At 74.9% G+C, this 15,446-nt stretch carries 14 protein-coding genes; 8 read left to right on the top strand and 6 right to left on the bottom strand.

Annotated elements, in window-relative coordinates:
* Positions 1-132: 132 nt before the first annotated feature.
* On the bottom strand, positions 133-1,227 hold the full coding sequence (locus TBIS_RS04170; RefSeq protein WP_013131093.1) for a CapA family protein: 1,095 nt from the start codon (positions 1,225-1,227) through the stop codon (positions 133-135).
* Positions 1,228-1,815: 588 nt separating this feature from the next.
* On the opposite strand from TBIS_RS04170, the gene TBIS_RS04165 reads away from it, so the two are divergent.
* Together TBIS_RS04165 and TBIS_RS04160 are read left to right on the top strand one after the other, a co-directional pair.
* Positions 1,816-3,213, top strand: a complete 1,398-nt coding sequence (locus TBIS_RS04165) for an RtcB family protein (protein WP_013131092.1) — start codon at positions 1,816-1,818, stop codon at positions 3,211-3,213.
* Positions 3,214-3,219: 6 nt separating this feature from the next.
* A complete protein-coding gene (locus tag TBIS_RS04160) occupies positions 3,220-3,681 on the top strand; it encodes an archease (protein WP_013131091.1) in 462 nt (153 codons plus the stop codon).
* 110 nt (positions 3,682-3,791) lie between these two features.
* Here TBIS_RS04160 and TBIS_RS04155 read toward each other — a convergent pair whose 3' ends face one another.
* Entirely contained in the window at positions 3,792-4,721 is a 930-nt protein-coding gene (locus TBIS_RS04155; protein ID WP_013131090.1) for a ribose-phosphate diphosphokinase, read from the bottom strand.
* 25 nt (positions 4,722-4,746) lie between these two features.
* The gene (locus TBIS_RS04150; protein WP_013131089.1) at positions 4,747-6,060 is read right to left on the bottom strand and encodes a phosphoribosyltransferase family protein; all 1,314 of its coding nucleotides are present in this window, start codon (positions 6,058-6,060) and stop codon (positions 4,747-4,749) included.
* Positions 6,061-6,348: 288 nt separating this feature from the next.
* Between TBIS_RS04150 and TBIS_RS04145 the strand changes: the two genes are divergently transcribed.
* Both TBIS_RS04145 and TBIS_RS04140 read left to right on the top strand, forming a co-directional pair.
* Entirely contained in the window at positions 6,349-6,933 is a 585-nt protein-coding gene (locus tag TBIS_RS04145) for a hemerythrin domain-containing protein (RefSeq protein ID WP_013131088.1), read from the top strand.
* 347 nt (positions 6,934-7,280) lie between these two features.
* Positions 7,281-7,475, top strand: coding sequence for a hypothetical protein (locus tag TBIS_RS04140; protein WP_013131087.1), 195 nt, complete (start codon positions 7,281-7,283; stop codon positions 7,473-7,475).
* 91 nt (positions 7,476-7,566) lie between these two features.
* Here the strand turns inward: TBIS_RS04140 and TBIS_RS04135 are convergent, their stop codons facing one another.
* Both TBIS_RS04135 and TBIS_RS04130 read right to left on the bottom strand, forming a co-directional pair.
* Positions 7,567-7,884 carry a DUF3817 domain-containing protein gene (locus TBIS_RS04135; protein WP_013131086.1) on the bottom strand — a complete coding sequence of 106 codons (318 nt, stop codon included), beginning with the start codon at positions 7,882-7,884 and terminating at the stop codon, positions 7,567-7,569.
* Positions 7,885-7,934: 50 nt separating this feature from the next.
* On the bottom strand, positions 7,935-8,732 hold the full coding sequence (locus TBIS_RS04130) for an SURF1 family protein (RefSeq protein ID WP_013131085.1): 798 nt from the start codon (positions 8,730-8,732) through the stop codon (positions 7,935-7,937).
* A gap of 115 nt (positions 8,733-8,847) precedes the next feature.
* Here TBIS_RS04130 and TBIS_RS04125 point away from each other — a divergent pair, with 115 nt between their 5' ends.
* Complete coding sequence (locus TBIS_RS04125; RefSeq protein WP_013131084.1) at positions 8,848-9,030, top strand: hypothetical protein; 183 nt, start codon at positions 8,848-8,850, stop codon at positions 9,028-9,030.
* Positions 9,031-9,342: 312 nt separating this feature from the next.
* Positions 9,343-10,806, top strand: coding sequence for a flavin-containing monooxygenase (locus tag TBIS_RS04120; RefSeq protein WP_013131083.1), 1,464 nt, complete (start codon positions 9,343-9,345; stop codon positions 10,804-10,806).
* Between the two features lie 106 nt (positions 10,807-10,912).
* On the opposite strand, the gene ggt is transcribed toward TBIS_RS04120, so the two are convergent.
* Entirely contained in the window at positions 10,913-12,700 is a 1,788-nt protein-coding gene (gene ggt, locus TBIS_RS04115; protein ID WP_013131082.1) for a gamma-glutamyltransferase, read from the bottom strand.
* A gap of 132 nt (positions 12,701-12,832) precedes the next feature.
* On the opposite strand from ggt, the gene TBIS_RS04110 reads away from it, so the two are divergent.
* Entirely contained in the window at positions 12,833-13,735 is a 903-nt protein-coding gene (locus TBIS_RS04110; RefSeq protein ID WP_013131081.1) for a MerR family transcriptional regulator, read from the top strand.
* A 179-nt stretch (positions 13,736-13,914) separates the two neighbouring features.
* Positions 13,915-15,327: a tetratricopeptide repeat protein gene (locus TBIS_RS04105; protein ID WP_013131080.1), complete on the top strand. Its 1,413-nt coding sequence runs from the start codon at positions 13,915-13,917 to the stop codon at positions 15,325-15,327.
* The last annotated feature ends 119 nt before the right edge of the window (positions 15,328-15,446 follow it).

Genomic DNA, 15,446 nt, shown 5'->3' with positions numbered 1-15,446 from the left:
TGGCGCGCGCGACGTTCGGGATCGGGGCGCGGGCCGGGCGGTGCGGCGAGCGGCCTCCCCCGGGCCGCCGGGGCCGGGCATGCCCGGGCTCGCCGAGTGCGCGGGAAAAGACCTCCGCGGCACCGCCGGGCGTCACGCCCGGGACGCGGCGAGGGTGCCATCGGGGGCGTGGCGGAACCGCAGGCCCGGGCAGATGCGGCCGAGGAGCGCGCGCAGCCACTCCGCGTCGCCGGGTGAGGCGAGTTCCAGCCGCAGCCGCCGGGCCCGCAGCGGGACGAGCCGGAGCCCGGCGAGCGCGCCGGAGCCCCGGTCGATCGAGGCGAGGTAGAGCAGCCGCAGGTCGTCCCGGTACTCCTCGTGGCCGCCGATGCCCTCGTAGTCGTTGACGAGGTCGCCGCACCCGTACAGGATCAGCCGGTCGCGGTGGATCTCGATCGGCCGCGGGTGGTGCGAGGAGTGGCCGTGCACGATGTCCACGCCGCCGTCGATGAGCGCGCGGGCGAACCCGGCCCACTCCGGCGGCACGTCATACCCCCAGTTGGAGCCCCAGTGGATCGAGACGACCACGAGGTCACCCGGCCGCACGGCCCGCCGCACCCGCTCGATGATCTCCGCGGCCACGGCCCCGGACGGCTCCGGCACCAGGCCGACCCCGGGGCGGCCCGGGCCCGCCGCCCAGGACGGGGGGATGCCGCTGGAGGACATTCCGACGGAGAGCACCACCACGCGGGTCCCGTCACCGGCCGGGACGATCGCCGGTCGCCGTGCCTCCTCCGCGTCCCGCCCCGCGCCCGCGTACCGCACCCCCGCACCGGCGAGGGCGCCGAGCGTGTCGCGGAGGCCGTCCGGCCCGAAGTCGAGCACATGGTTGTTGGCGAGCGCGCAGACGTCGGGCCGCGCCACGGTGAGCGCGGGAAGGTTGCCGGGGTTCATCCGGTAGTGGACGCTCTTGCCCGGGGCCGGGCGTCCGTCCCGGGTGATGCTCGTCTCCAGGTTCACCACCCGGACGCCGGCCTCGGCGAGGAAGCCCAGGGCGTCCCCCCACGGCCATGCGGGGCCGGCCGGACGGGGGACCGGGCCGTTCACCGCCTCGGCGAGCTCGACGTAGTCCCGGGCGTCCCGGACCCACGGCTCCCACAGCTCCGGGTCTCCCGGGCAGGGCAGGATCTGGTCGACGCCACGGCCGAGCATGACGTCGCCGCAGAGCGCGAGCGTCACGGTCTCCATGACCGGCTCCCGGCAACCGCGCTCCCGTGCTGCGAAGGCTCCGGGACAGGACGGCGCGGCGAGGGCCCGCCGCGTAGGCCCTCGCCTGCCGTGGACCTGCCATAGGAAGGACATCCGCCGACCGGACGGGTCCGCCCGGCGGGACGGATCGACCGTCTTGGCGACGGCGGGTCTTCGGCCCGCAGGCCACGTCTCCCGCTCCGCCCGCCGACCGGACCGTCATCCCGGGGAGCGGGCTCCCCTGGACTCGTCCGGTCTCCGCGCCGGCGGATGCCGTGACTCCACACTCCCGCACCCACCGCCTAGGGGACAGGGTCTCCGGTCCTCCCCGTCCGGGACTTTCGTCCCCCGCGGGCCGCGGATTCGGTACCGGCCCGAAACCGCCCGGTCCGCGGCCTCGGGCACGGCCCCGCGCGGCCGGGAGAACGGCCCGATCCGAGACCCGGGCAGCGGCCCCGCGGGTAGAACCACCCCGATGGGCGCCGCCCGGGGATCGCCCGCGGCGGCGCGGCGGACGGGCCCGCGCCGGCGCGCGCCGATAATGTCGATCACCGGGTTAGGCATGGTCATGGCGAAGGCGGTATGGTGATGGAACTCGTTCAGGAGGCACCGTTCCGGTTCCGGATCGAACGGCGCCCGCCGATGCGGGTCCCCGGCGTCGTGTTCGCCTCCCGTGACCTCATCGCCGAGGACCAGGCCCTGCAGCAGGTCGTCAACGTCGCCACCCTCCCGGGGATCGTCGAGGCGTCGTACGGCATGCCCGACCTGCACTGGGGGTACGGCTTCCCGATCGGCGGGGTGGCCGCCACGGACGTCCGCGCCGGCGGGGTGGTCTCCCCCGGCGGGGTGGGGTTCGACATCTCGTGCGGGGTCCGGCTGCTCGCCGCCGACCTGCAGCGCGAGGAGCTCGCCCCCCGGCTGACCCGGCTGATGGACATCCTGGACGCCACCATCCCGCGCGGGGCCGGCCCCGGCGGCGTGTGGAAGCTGTCCGGCCGCGCCCAGCTCGATGAGCTGCTCCGCAAGGGCGCCCGCTACGCCGTCGAGCAGGGGCACGGCGTCGCCCGCGACCTGGAGCGCTGCGAGGACCAGGGGGCGGTGGCCGACGCCGACCCGGACCAGGTGGGCGACCGCGCGATCAAGCGCGGTCTCGGCCAGGTCGGCAGCCTCGGCTCGGGCAACCACTTCCTCGAGGTGCAGGCGGTCGAGCAGGTCTACGACGAGAAGGTGGCCGCCGCCTTCGGCCTGCGGCTCGGCCAGGTGTGCGTGATGATCCACTGCGGGTCCCGCGGCCTGGGACACCAGATCTGCACGGACCACGTCCGCGTGATGGACAAGGCGATGCGCCGGTACGGCATCAGCGTCCCCGACCGGCAGCTCGCCTGCGCCCCGGTGGAGTCGCCGGAGGGCCGCGCCTACCTCGGCGCCATGGCCGCGGCCGCGAACTACAGCCGGGCGAACCGGCAGCTCCTCGCCGAGGCCACCCGGCGGGCGTTCCAGAAGGTCACCGGCGCGCGCCTGGACCTGGTCTACGACGTCTCCCACAACCTGGCCAAGCTGGAGCGGCACGACGGCAGGCTGCTGTGCGTGCACCGGAAGGGCGCCACCCGGGCGCTCCCGCCGCACCACCCCGACCTGCCGCCGGACCTCGCCCCGTTCGGCCAGCCCGTGCTCATCCCCGGCACCATGGGGACCGCCTCGTACGTGCTCGCCGGCGTGCCCGACGGCAAGGCCTTCCACTCCACCTGTCACGGGGCGGGCCGCACCCAGAGCCGGCATCAGGCGGCCCGCATGGTCTCCGGCCGGGAGCTGCGCGACCGGCTGGAGGCGCAGGGCATCGCGGTCCGCGGCTCGTCGCTGCGCGGGCTGAGCGAGGAGGCCCCGACCGCGTACAAGGACATCGACGCGGTGATCGCGGCGAGCACGGGCGCCGGGCTGTGCCGGGCCGTGGCCCGGCTCGTCCCGCTCGGCGTGGTGAAGGGGTGAGCCGGGATGACCGATCCGCGGTCCCCTGAGACGATCGGCGGCCCGGCCGCCCGGCGCGGGCACCGCACCCTCCCGCACACCGCGGACATGCGCGTGGCCGCGTGGGCGCCGACCCGGGCCGAGTGCATCGCCGAGGCCGTTCTCGGCGTGGCGGAGAGCTTCACCGATCTCGGCGGCGACCCCCCGTGCCGGGGTGCCGAGACGCTCCACCTCGAGCCGGGGCCTCCCGAGGACCAGCTCCTCGCCGCGCTCGACGAGGTGATCTTCCAGCTCGACACGACCGCCCGGGTCCCCTTCCGCGCGGAGGCCCGGGAGGAGGAGAACGGGATCTCCCTGCGGCTCTGGCACACCGAGCTCGGCGCGGTCACGCAGACCGGGGCGTCCCCCAAGGGGATCGCCCTCGAGAACCTCCGCTTCGAGCAAGGGCCGGATGGCACCTGGACCTGCGAGGTCACCGTCGACGTGTGAGGCGCCCACGGCTCGTGCCGCAGGCGGCCCGCTCCGCGGTCCGGGCAACGCCGCCCGGCAGACCCCCGCGGCCGCCGGCCGGCGATCGGCCGGCCGGGTCGTCACGGGGTTCAGGCGCGGATCAGCAGGTCGTCGCGGTGCTCGTCCCGGTGCAGGCGGCGCACGGCCTCGGCGAGCAACGGGGCCACCGAACAGACCTCGAGCGGGAGCCGCGGCGTGTCCCGCTGCGCGAGGGTGTCGGTGACGACGAGCTGCCGGAGCCCCAGGCGGGCGAGCCGGTCCACCGCCTCGCCGGTGAACAGGCCGTGGGTGGCGGTGACGACGATCTCCCGGGCCGCGCCCTGGGCGACCACCGCCTCCACCGCGGCCTCGATCGTCCCCCCGGTGCTGATCATGTCATCGACGACGATCACCGGGCGGCCGGCCACGTCCCCCACGACCTCACCGGCGAGCACGCTCGCCCCGCTCAGCCGGGTCTTGCGCACCACGGCGACCGGCCGGGAGAGGAGCTTGGCGTACCGCTCCGCGATCGGCACCGCGCCGAGGTCGGGCGCGACCACCACCGAGTCCGGTGCCGGCCGCAGCGCGTCGGCGAGCAGCGGGATCGCGGTGAGCGTCTCCACCGGGACCCCGCACACCGCCTCGAACTCGACCGTGTGCGGATCGACCACGACGATGCGCTCCGCGCCCGCCGACACGAGCGCGTCCGCCACGACCCTGACCCCGACCGGCTCACCGGGCCGCGTGCGCCGGTCCTGCCGCGCGTACCCGAAGTACGGCACGAGCGCGGTGATCCGCGCGGCGCCGCTGCGGCGGCAGGCGTCGCAGAGCAGCAGGAGCTCCATCAGGTTGTCGCCGACCGGTGGACCGGTGGGCTGGATCACGTACACGTCCGCGCCGCGCAGCCCGGTCACGGCCGGCCGCAGCTCGCCGTCCGGGAACCGCTCCACCTCCGGGACCACCGGCACCTTCTCCAAGGAGGCGGCCACGGCGGCGGCGAGCGCCCGGTTCGCCGTGCCGGCCACGATCCGCACCTGCATCGCGCCTCCGCTCGGACCCGCCGCCTCAGACGGGGAGGCGGGTGAAGTGATCGAGGAACCAGTCGCGCGCGACCGCGGCGACGGTCTCGAGCGCCCCCGGCTCCTGGAACAGGTGGGTCGCACCGGGGACGATCTCGAGCGTCTTCTCACAGCGCAGGTGCCGCATGGCCTCCCGGTTGAGCTCGAGCACCGCCTCGTCGCGGCTGCCCACGATGAGCAGGGTCGGCGCCTGCACGGCCGGGAGGCGTGGCCCGGCGAGGTCGGGCCGCCCGCCGCGGGAGACCACGGCGACGACCTCGTTCGGCGCCTCGGCCGCGGCCCACAGCGCGGCCGCCGCCCCGGTGCTCGCGCCGAAGTATCCGACCGGGAGCCCGGCCGCCCGGCTCTGCCGCAGCCACCCGGTCACGTGGACGAGCCGGTCGGCCAGCAGCCCGATGTCGAACACGTTCCCCCGGTCGAACTCCTCCTCCGGGGTGAGCAGGTCGAACAGGAGCGTCGCGAGACCGGCGCGGTTGAGCACATCGGCGACGTACCGGTTCCGCGGGCTGTGCCGGCTGCTGCCGCTGCCGTGCACGAACACCACGGCGCCCTTCGCGTTCTCCGGGACGACGAGCCGGCCGGGCAGCCGGACCCGCCCGGCGTCCACCCACACGTCCTCGGCGTACGACGGGTCGCCCGCACCGGCCCGCTCGCCCGGGCGGCCGAAGGAGGCGGCCTCCCGGAGCAGCTCCACGACCTGCTCGTCCGTGGTCTGGGTGAAGTCGGCGTACCAGGCGCCGATCGCGTGCAGCTGCGCCGGGGTCTCCAGGCAGACCACCTCGTCGGCGTCCCGGCGCAGGCTCTGGATCGACTCGGGGGCGCCGACCGGCGCGGCGAAGATCACGCGCTCGGCGCCGCGCGCCCGCGCGACCTGGCACGCCGCGCGCGCTGTCCCCCCGGTCGCGACCCCGTCGTCGACCACGATCACGGTGCGGCCGGTCAGCCCCTCCGGGGCGCGCTCCCCGCGGAACCGCCGGGCCCGGCGCTCAACCTCGGCGCGCTCGCGCTCCTCGACCGCGGCCATCTCCCGCGGGGTGAGGTTCGCCATCCGGACCACGTCCTCGTTGATGACGACCAGCCCGCCCTCCCCGACGGCGCCGAAGCCCAGCTCCGGCTGGAACGGCACGCCGAGCTTGCGCACCACGATCACATCGAGGGGGACGTTCAGGGCCTTGGCCACCTCGAACGCCACCGGCACCCCGCCCCTGGGCAGCCCGAGCACCAGCGCGTTCTCCGGGCGGATCACCTGGCGCATGCGCTCGGCGAGACGTCTCCCGGCGTCACGGCGATCTAGAAACATCGCGGCTCGCCTCCCTCCGGCTCGCGTCGCGCCAGCGTGGCCACGCGCATCTGCTGGGATCCCTACCCAGCGGGGGCGGGGGCACCGCATCACCGGGCCGCGATGTCGATCACACTGCGCCGCTTGCCCGCCGCCGGTCGGCCGCAGATCGCACCGAGCCGGGCGGAGCGCCGAGCGGGCGACGGTGAGGCGGATTTCTCCCGCCGGTTTCTCCCCGCCGGCCGGGCGGCCGCGGCGGGCCGCGCGCCGGGCCGGGTTTCGCCGCCTGGGTGGGGGTAGCCCGCAGGTATGAACTGGGACGACGCGGGCTGGGCGGACGAGCGGGCCGATCCGCTGTCACGGCCGGGCACGATGCCGGAGACCGACATCATCGACCTCCTCATGCGGCAGCACACCCGGATCCGGGAGCTGGTGGACGAGGTCGAGCGGTACCGCGGGGCGGAGCGGAGGAACGCGCTCGCCCGGCTGACGAAGGAGATCTCCATACACGAGGCGGCGGAGCGGGAGATCGTGCACGCGTACGCGCGGCACCGGCTCGCCGGCGGCGCGTCGATCGTCGCGGAACGCCTGAAAGAAGAGGACGAGGCGGTGCGGCTGCTCCACGGGCTCGGCGGGCTGGACCCGGGGTCTCCGGAGTTCGCCGCGGGGTTCGAGCGGTTCCGGACGGCCCTGTTCGCCCACTTCGCGGCGGAGGAACGGTACGAGTTCTCCCTGTTGCGGGCCGCGATGAGCGAGGAGGACCGGCGGACGATGGCGGTGAGCGTCCAGGCGGCCGAGACCATGGCCGCCCTCGCCGCCGAGCCCGCGCCGGGGACGCCGCCCGCGGAAGGGCTCGGGGCGGCAGGGGATCGGAGAGGCTTCCCCACGGTTTGAGGGAGAGGCTTCCCCACGGGGGTGCCCGGGGTGCCCCACGGTGAGACAGAGGTCTCCGCTCGCCCACGGGTGACACGGCGGCCTCCCGCGGGTGGACGCCGCCGCGGCCGGTCCCGGCGCCCGCCGTCCCCGCAGGGCGGTGTGCCGCTCGCCTCCTTTCATCCGGCTATCCGGTCGCCCGCCGGCCGTACCGCGCGGGCGAGGGATCCGGCGGCGTCGCCTGGTTCACGTCACCCCCGGAACTCCGGCCCGGCACGGGACGTTGCCAGGACGACAGGACCAGGCCGGGGTCGCGCGGACGCGTCGCCACGGCCCCATGCCGCGGGATTCCGAAGAAAGGCCGGACAATGTCGCCACTCGGCAAGTACTACGTGGGTGCCGCGATCGCCTCGGTGATCGCGATCCTGCTGCCGCTGCCGTCGATCCTGACCTGGCTGATCGTGCTCGGCCTGCTCGGGGCGCCGGTCGCCGGGTACTTCATGCTCGACGAGTCGCAGCGCGCCCGGCTCCGCAGGATCCGGCGCCGGCAGCTCGGCCGCTGACCTGGGGCCGCCCTCGGCCGGTACGGCCCGCGCGCCGTGGCCGGGGGCGGCCCGGCCCCGGGTGCGCGGCGGGCCGGGCTCGCGCGCCGGGTCAGGCCGCCTCGGTCCCGGCGAGCCCTTGGCGCATGCGCTGGGTGACGTTCCGCTCCGCGATGAAGGAGACGAACGGGATCGTGCCGGCGAGCAGCACGAAGAGCAGGTACCCCATCGGCCAGCGGGCCTTGAGCACGCCGAGGTTGAACGCGGCCGCGAGGTACACCATGTAGAGGAACCCGTGGATCGGGCCGACGATCGATACCACGATGCCGTTGCCGAACCCGTACTTGACGACCATGCCGGCGCAGAGGATGAGGAGCATCACGCCGGTCAGATACGCCATCACCCGGTAGAACTTGAGCGCGGAGTCCACGTCGATCAATACCTTCGCTGAGAGGGTCGGTCAGGATGCCCGGCGGGCCGTCAGCCGGTCGGCTCGGTCGCCGCGGGCTCCCGGCCCACGGCGGCCTGCCGTCTCCGCTGATCGGAACGGACGGCCTCGCGGACGAAGTGGTACCACATGAAGACGGCGAAGCCCGCGAAGATCCACCATTGCACGGCGTAGGCGAGATTCCGCCAGGAGAACCCCACATCCTCCATCGGGCGGGGGGCGGCGACGGGCTTGGCCGCCAGCGGCGGGTCCTGGGAGGCCGCGACGATGAAGCCGCTGCGCAGCGGGGCGTCCGTCCACAGGTTGATCAGCTCGGCGGTGGACACGAGGGCCACCTGGCCTTCGGGAAGCGGGCCGGACGGGACCACGTCGCCGGTCTCCTCCGAGGCGCGCAGCCGCCCGGTCACGGTGACCGTCCCGCCGGGGACCGCCACCGCGGGGTCGGTGGGGGTGGGCACCCAGCCGCGCACGACGGGGACGAGCGTGCCGTCCTCGAGCCGGAGCGGGGTGAGCAGCCAGTACCCCTTCCCCTTCGCCGCCCGGCCGCCCGGCGCGGTGACGTCGGCGACGCGGTCGGCGACGAGGAGCTGGTCGCCGGCCACGTACTCCCCCGTCGCCGTGACCTGGCGGTTCACCTGCTCCTTGGTGATGTACCGGCCGACCTGGCTGAGCTGGGTGACCGGCACGGGCGCGGGGTCGTCGGCCGGCTTGGCGCCCGACGCCTGGAACACGCCGAGCTGCCACTGCCCGAGGAACATGAACGCCACCAGCACCCCGATCACCAGCAGGTGGAGCAGGATGAGCCGGGGAGCGAAGAGGGTCCGGAGCATGCTTCTACGCTATCCGCACCGGTGACCGGTCCCGGCCCCGCCCGGGGCGGGCGGTTGTCATGAAATCTGGCACTTCACTTCATCCTTCCGGTTCCGGACCGATAAAGTGGGCCGCATGTCCGACCCGCAGTTCGACCCCGCAGGGAGCACTCAGGCGTTCCGTGCCTTCGCCCAGCGTCGTGAGGCGGAGGCGGCCGCCGAGGCGGAGGAGCGGCAGTCTCGCCGGACGATGTGGATCGCCGTGGGCGCGGCGCTCGTGGTGGTCCTCGCCATCGTCGTCTTCCTCCTGGCGGGTTGACATACCTCGGCCTGCCGCCGACGTCCGCGCCCGTCGGCGGCATTCATGCCGCCCGCCGCGCGGGCCAACGGCCGCTGGCCGCCGTCACCCCGCCACCCTCCCGCCTCTCCGCCGCGCCGGCGCGCCCGTACCGCGCGCCGTGCCCGTTCCACGTCTCCCTTGTTTTGCACCGTTCCCATCCGGCACCGCACGCGCCGCACGGCCGTGCGCGTTCCGGCGGCGCCGTGACCTGAGGCTGGACCGGCCCCCTACCCGGCGGTTAACTTGTTCGACAGGAGATCCAATAACTCCCTGTCCGCAAGGGAGGGGCGCGTGCGGAACCCCGGCATCACGATCATCGGCGCCGGCTTCGGCGGTTTATGCATGGCGATCAAGCTCAAGGAGGCGGGCTACCACGACTTCGTCATCCTGGAGAAGGCGGACGACATCGGGGGGACCTGGCGGGACAACACCTACCCGGGGTGCGCGTGCGACGTGCCCTCCCCGCTGTACTCGTTCTCCTTCGAGCTCAACACCGAGTGGTCCCGCCTCTTCGCGCCCCAGCAGGAGATCTGGGACTACATGCGCCACTGCGTGCGCAAGTACGGCCTGGCCCCGCACATCCGGTTCGGCACGGAGGTCACCGCGCTGGAGTACGCGGACGACCGGGCGCTCTGGCACGTGACCACCGCCGGCGGCGAGCGGTTCACCACCCACGCCGTGGTGCTCGGCATGGGCCCGCTCCACATCCCCTCCTACCCCGAGATCCCGGGCAGGGAGCGCTTCACCGGGCCGGCCTTCCACTCGGCCCGCTGGGACCACTCCTGCGACCTCACCGGCAAGCGGGTCGCGGTCATCGGCACCGGCGCCTCGGCGGCGCAGTTCGTGCCCGAGATCGCGCCCCGGGTGGGGCGGCTGTACGTGTTCCAGCGGACGGCCCCGTGGGTCCAGCCGCGGCCGGACATCCGGCTCGACGAGATCAGGAAGTACCTCCGCCTCCCGGGCGCGGCCCGCGCGCTCCGCTACGTGATCTACTGGTTCCTCGAGGCCCGGGGCGCGGGCTTCGCGATCCACCCCCGGCTGATGAAGACCCAGGAGCGGATCGCCGCGCGGCACCTGGCCCGGCAGGTCCCCGACCCGGAGCTGCGCGCCAAGCTCACCCCGGGCTACACCATCGGCTGCAAGCGGATCGTGCTCTCCAACGACTACTATCCCGCGCTCACCCGGGAGAACGTCGAGCTGATCACCGACGGGATCACGGAGATCCGCGAGCGCTCCATCGTGGACGCGACCGGCCGGGAGCACGAGGTCGACGTGATCATCTACGGCACCGGGTTCAAGGTCACCGACGCGCTGAGCGACTTCACGCTCATCGGCCGGAACGGCCTGAAGATCCAGGACGCCTGGCGGGACGGCATGCACGCCTACCTGGGGATCACCACCGCCGGCTTCCCCAACCTCTTCTTCCTGCTCGGCCCGAACACCGGGCTCGGCCACACCTCGGTCGTCTTCATGATCGAGTGCCAGGTCCGGTACATCATGGACTGCCTGCGCCTGCTCTCCCGCACCAAGGCGAAGGCGCTCGACGTCCGGCCCGAGGTGGAGCGGCGCTTCACCGAGCGGCTGCAGCGCCGGCTCTCCCGGCGGGTGTGGAACCAGGGCGGCTGCCGGAGCTGGTACCTGGACGCGAACGGCAACAACCCGACGATCTGGCCGGGTTTCACCTTCGAGTACTGGGCGTGGACCCGGCGGATGCGGCCCGAGGCCTTCGAGCTGATCGGCGCGGCGCGCGCATGACTCCCCGGCGCGGCGCGCGGATCGGATCGCTCACGGGCGCAGCACGGGACCGCATCACTCACCTGCGCGGCGCGCGGGCCGGATGACCCCCGGCGGGGGTGCGGGCTCACCGGCGCGGCGCGGGGGTGACGACGAGCGCGCTGCCGCCTCCGCGCCGGGACGGCTCGGCCACCGCCTGAACCCGTCCGCCGCCGAGGAACTCCAGGCCGGTCGCCGCGCCGATCTCTCCGGCGGGCGGGCCGGGGAACACGGTGAACTCGTGGCCGAGCGCGCTCAGCTCCGCGCCGTACCGCTCGATGAACTCCGGCTCCGCCTGGGTGGCAGCGAGGTTGCGCTGCGAGGCCCGCGGAGCCGCGATCGCCTCGGGCAGCGGCATCCCGAAGTCGATCCGGTTCACCAGGATCTGCAGCACGGTCGTGATGATCGTCGCCCCACCGGGCGAGCCCACCGCGAGCACCGGCCTGCCGTTCTTGAGCACGATCGTGGGCGCCATCGACGAGCGCGGCCGCTTCCCCGGCCCGGGCAGGTTGGGGTCGCCCGGCGCGGGGCCGAAGGTGAAGTCGGTCAGCTCGTTGTTGAGCAGGATCCCCCGCCCGGGCACCACGATGCCGGAGCCGCCGGTCTGCTCGATGGTGAGCGTGTAGGCCGCCACGTTCCCCCACCGGTCGGCGACCACCAGGTGGGTGGTCTCCGGCCCCTCGGGCCGCTCGCCCTTCCCGCCCGCGGCCGGCGACCGGGCCGGGGACGGGCACCCGGCGTGCGGGCCCTCCGGCGACCCCGGCGCGGCCGGGTGCGGCATCGCCACCGGGCCGATCAGGCAGGCCCGCTCCTTGGCGTAGACGTCGGAGAGCAGCCCGTCCAGCGGGACCCGCACGTACGCGGGGTCGCCGACGTAGGCGTTGCGGTCGGCGAACGCGAGGCGGGAGGCCTCCAGGTACTCGTGCAGGCCCACGCGGGGCAGCGCCTCGAGGATGCTGAGCGCCTCCCCCACCGCGGCCCCGCCGGACGAGGGCGGCGCCATGCCGTACACCTCGAAGCCCCGGTACGTCACCTTCGTGGGCGGGCGCTCGATCGCCCGGTAGCTCCGCAGGTCGGAGAGCTCCATCAGCCCCGGCCGGACCACGCGGGTCGCCCCCGGGGCGACCGGGGGCCGCTTCACCGTGGCGACGATCTCCCGGCCCAGCTCGCCGCCGTACAGCCAGCCGGGACCGCGCCGGGCGAGCTCCCAGTAGGTCCGCGCGAGGTCGGGGTTGCGGAAGATCGAGCCCACCCGGGGCGGCTCGCCGCCCGGCAGGAAGAGCGCGGCGGTCGAGGTGAAGTCCTTGAACCGGTCGGCGTTCTGCCGGGTCTGGTCGTGGAAGGTCTGGTCGACGACGAACCCGCGCTCCGCGGTCACGATCGCCGGGCGCAGCACCTCCCGGAGCGGGAGCGTGCCGTGCTTGCGCAGCCCGGCGTCCCACAGCGCGACCGTGCCGGGCACCCCGACCGAGAGCCCGCTCGTCACCGCCTCGTCGAACGGGATGCCCTCCAGGGCGGTGGAGGTCATGGCCCGGGGCGCGGTCTCCCGCCCGTCGATCGTGGTCACCTGCCGGGTGCGGGCGTCGTAGTAGAGGAGGAAGCCGCCGCCGGCGATCCCCGCCGAGTACGGCTCGGTCACCCCCAGCGTCGCCGCGGCGGCGATCGCGGCGTCCATGGCGTTGCCGCCGCGCTTGAGGATCTCGAGCGCCGCCCGGCTCGCGTCCAGGTCCACCGTGGCGACCGCCCCGCCGTACCCCTCGGCGACCGGCCGCTTGACCGGCGGCTTGCCCGGCGGCGCCGCGGCCTGTGCGGGCGGGCCCACGAGGCCGGTCACCGCGACCAGGATCAGCGAGGCGATCGCACCGGCGGCTCTCATCCACGACCTCCCCTCTACCGCTTGATCTCACAAGCATGACTCAGCGGAGTCAGAAGTGGAATGCTCCCCGCGTACCGCCGCGCGGCGCGGCCGGCTTGAGTCTCCAGCGACTGGAAGGTGCAGGGTGAGGACGTGAACGACCGGCTGCTCACCATCGGGGAGCTCGCCCGCCGGACGGGAGTGCCGGTGCGGACCATCCGCTTCTGGTCCGACCTGGGGATCCTCCCGCCGGCCGGACGGACCGCGGCGGGCTACCGGCTCTACGACGCGGAGGCGCCGGCCCGCATCGGCCTGGTGCGGACCCTCCGCGAGCTGGGGATCGACCTCGCCACCGTGCAGCGGATCCTCGCCCGGCAGGCCACGATCGCCGAGGTCGCCCGGGCGCACGCCGCCGCCCTCGACGCGGAGATCCGCGTGCTGCGGCTCCGCCGGGCCGTGCTGCGGCTGGTCGCGGAACGAGGTGGCACGACCGAGGAGCTGAGGCTCATGCACGAACTCGCGCGGCTGTCGGCGGAGGAACGGCAGCGCATCATCGACGACTTCGTCGGCGAGGTGTTCGCCGGCATCGACCCCGAGGCGCCGGGCGCGCGGATCGCGCAGGCGATGCGCCGGCTGCCCGACCTGCCCGAGGACCCCGCGCCGGAGCAGGTGGACGCCTGGGTGGAGCTCGCCCGGCTCGTCGCCGACCCCGGCTTCCGGCGGCGGGTCCGCGAGATGGCGCTCGCCGGCGCCGCGGGCGGCGGGGAGGGCGGGCCGGGGCTCGACCCGCAGGCCGTGCTCGAGCAGGCCGGCGCCGCGCTCGCCGAGGGCGTCGCCCCGGACTCGGCGCGGGCGCGGGAGATCGTCGACCGGCTGACCGGACCCGGGCTCAGCCCGGACGACCGGGCCCGGCTCGCCGACCGGATCGAGACGTTCACCGACCGCCGGGTGGAGCGGTACTGGCGGCTGCTCGGCGTGCTGAGCGGCGCGCCGTCCTTCCCGTCGGCCGTGCCCGCCTACGAGTGGCTGATCGCCGCGCTCCGGGCACCCCGCTGACCAGGGCCGGCGCGCTCCGCCGCGCCGTGCCCGGCTCCCGCGCCGCCCCGGACGGCACCGCTATACCCGGGCGATGGGGATGCACAGAGGTTTCATCAACTTCGAGCGTTCGTCATGAGAGTCATCAGACTTGGTGATAACCCTCCGTGATCGCTCGATTACGTGTCACCCTGTCTAGCATGACGATCGTGGGAGCTACCAAGGCGGCTCCGGCCGCTCCGGGGATTCCCGTCCCCCGTTCACCCGAGCCGGAGAACGCCGCCGAGGCCCGGCTGATCACCGCGGCGGAGGAGGGTGACCCGGCCGCCGCGCACCGGCTCGGCCGGCTCTGCGCCGAGCGCGGGGACACGTGGGGCGCCCGCCACTGGTGGGAGCGGGCCGCCCGGCTGGGGAACGTCGACAGCGCGTTCAACCTCGGCGTCTGGCATCAGCGGCACGGCACGGCCGAGGAGGCGATGGGCTGGTACGAGCTCGCGGCGGGCAACGGGGACGCCGAGGCCGCCACCAGGCTCGCCATGCTCCTGCTCGACCGGAGCGGTGACGTGGCCGCCGCCCGGCTCTGGCTGGAGCGGGCGGCGGAGGACGGTTCCCGGGAGGCGGCGCACCGGCTCGCCCTGCTCTGCGAGGACACGGGCGACTACACCGGGGCCCGGCGGTGGCATCGCGCGGCGGCGATCGCCGGCGATCTGCGCTCCGCCCACTACCTGGGGTTCATCGGGTACACGGCGGGGGACGAGGCCGAGGCCCAGCACTGGTGGGAGCTGGCCTCCCGCGGTGGTCACGCCGAGGCCGCCTACCACCTGGGCCTGCTCCACCAGGCGCGCCGCGACGAGCAGGGCGCCGAGACGTTCTTCCGGCTCGCCGTCCGGGCCGAGCACCCGGGCGCCGCGTTCCGGCTCGGCGCGCGCGCCCTCGCCCGGGGCGATCTCGCCGAGGCCCGCTCGCTCTTCGAGCTGGCCGCCCGCGCCGGGCACGTGCCGGCCCAGCGGATGGCGGGCCTGGTCTGCGTCGAGTTCGGCGACCGGCAGGCGGCCGGCCTGTGGTTCGGCCGGGCCGCCACGGCCGGGGACCCGGAGGCCGCCTACCGGTTCGGGCTGTTACTGGTAGCGGAGCATCACGACCTGGCGAGCGCCAAGCACTGGTTCCGGGAGGCCGCCTCGCGCGGCCACCGGGGGGCGGCGATCGAGCTGCGCACCCTGCTCTCCGTCACCGGGTACTGCCCGCACGGGGAGCCCTGCCTCACCGACCCGCCCCCGCCGTACTGGGATCGGCCGGTCGCGCCCGAGCTGACCGCGCGGGCCGAGCTCGCAGTCGCCGCCGTGGCGCACCGCGGCGACCCGGCCGCCGACGCCGACCAGCTCATCGAGATCCTCGGCACCTGGGACCTGATCACCAGGGACGTGCCGGCGGACGCCGACCCGATCGGCTGGCTGGCCGGGGTGAGCGGGCTGCACGCGGCGGCGATCGGGCACCTGGGCTCGGTGCGGTCCACGGTGCTCCTCCCGGGGACGGCCCCGTGGCCGACCCGGGCCGAGGTGGAGCACGCGGTGGGGACCGCCCGCGAGCTGCGCTGCCGCCTCGGCCTGCGCTGACCCGGGCCGGGCTCCGGCCCGCCGCGCCGTCACCCCCGGTGAGGCCCGGACCGCCCGCGGCAGGAGGAGGGGCCGAGGATGCCGCGGGCGATCGGGCCGGGCCGCCGGGACCGGACCGG

The organism is Thermobispora bispora DSM 43833 (assembly GCF_000092645.1).
GTDB lineage: Bacteria > Actinomycetota > Actinomycetes > Streptosporangiales > Streptosporangiaceae > Thermobispora > Thermobispora bispora.
The sequence above is the reverse complement of the archived record's forward strand: the minus strand, read 5'-3'. Positions and strand labels throughout refer to the sequence as shown.

Bases quoted from the DNA above. Each gene is read 5' to 3' on its own strand.
- TBIS_RS04170 (WP_013131093.1), bottom strand. From the start codon at position 1,227: ATGGAGACCGTGACGCTCGCGCTCTGCGGCGACGTCATGCTCGGCCGT.
- TBIS_RS04165 (WP_013131092.1), top strand. From the start codon at position 1,816: ATGGAACTCGTTCAGGAGGCACCGTTCCGGTTCCGGATCGAACGGCGC.
- TBIS_RS04160 (WP_013131091.1), top strand. From the start codon at position 3,220: ATGACCGATCCGCGGTCCCCTGAGACGATCGGCGGCCCGGCCGCCCGG.
- TBIS_RS04155 (WP_013131090.1), bottom strand. From the start codon at position 4,721: ATGCAGGTGCGGATCGTGGCCGGCACGGCGAACCGGGCGCTCGCCGCC.
- TBIS_RS04150 (WP_013131089.1), bottom strand. From the start codon at position 6,060: ATGTTTCTAGATCGCCGTGACGCCGGGAGACGTCTCGCCGAGCGCATG.
- TBIS_RS04145 (WP_013131088.1), top strand. From the start codon at position 6,349: ATGAACTGGGACGACGCGGGCTGGGCGGACGAGCGGGCCGATCCGCTG.
- TBIS_RS04140 (WP_013131087.1), top strand. From the start codon at position 7,281: ATGTCGCCACTCGGCAAGTACTACGTGGGTGCCGCGATCGCCTCGGTG.
- TBIS_RS04130 (WP_013131085.1), bottom strand. From the start codon at position 8,732: ATGCTCCGGACCCTCTTCGCTCCCCGGCTCATCCTGCTCCACCTGCTG.
- TBIS_RS04125 (WP_013131084.1), top strand. From the start codon at position 8,848: ATGTCCGACCCGCAGTTCGACCCCGCAGGGAGCACTCAGGCGTTCCGT.
- ggt (WP_013131082.1), bottom strand. From the start codon at position 12,700: ATGAGAGCCGCCGGTGCGATCGCCTCGCTGATCCTGGTCGCGGTGACC.
- TBIS_RS04105 (WP_013131080.1), top strand. From the start codon at position 13,915: ATGACGATCGTGGGAGCTACCAAGGCGGCTCCGGCCGCTCCGGGGATT.